Annotated in this window: 1 protein-coding gene; it reads left to right on the forward strand. The window is 62.4% G+C overall.

From position 1 onward, the window contains the following. Positions 1-194 precede the first annotated feature (194 nt). The coding region (locus ODR01_RS25220; RefSeq protein ID WP_316980474.1) for a dihydrodipicolinate synthase family protein at positions 195-671 on the forward strand (477 nt) is incomplete at its 3' end.

The following is a 671-nucleotide window of genomic DNA, read 5'->3' on the forward strand; positions in this document are numbered from 1 at the left end:
CGCCATCCAGCGCGTGGTCGACGCCTACAAGGCTTTGGGAATCTAACCAGCAGACATAAACCTCCCTCTGACTCGAGGGGCCGCCGGCCTCCCCGACGGCGGCCCCTCCCTTTCCATTCAGGCGGGCAGTTGGCCTGCCTGTCCGGCGGGGCCCAACAGCCGAAGCCCTCAATCAACGCGAAGGGAGTGAAGAGATGACAGCGACGAGATTTTCCGGTGTTTTGGTACCGGTTCTGACGCCGTTCAAGGTGGACCTCAGTCCCGACAGGGACCGGTTTGTAAAGATCTGCCGGTGGATTCTGGCCCATGGGGCGACCGGGCTGGCGCCGTTCGGTACCACCAGCGAGGCCAACTCGATGGCGGTCGAGGAGCGCATGGAGCTGCTGGAGGCGCTGGTCGACAACGGTATCCCGGGTGACAAGCTGATGCCGGGCGCCGGCACCTGCAATTTGACCGACAACGTCAAGATTGCCCGCCACGCCGTCAAGCTTGGCTGCCGCGGTATCCTGATGCTGCCGCCCTTCTACTACAAGAACATGAGCGACGAGGGGATGTTCGCCATGTTTTCCGAGAGTATCCAGCGCATCGGCAGCGCCGACTTGCAGGTGTACCTCTACCACATCCCGCCGCAGACGGTGACGGGGATCAGCCTCAAGTTGATCGAGATGCTG

The organism is Shumkonia mesophila (genome assembly GCF_026163695.1).
GTDB classification, from domain to species: domain Bacteria; phylum Pseudomonadota; class Alphaproteobacteria; order Rhodospirillales; family Shumkoniaceae; genus Shumkonia; species Shumkonia mesophila.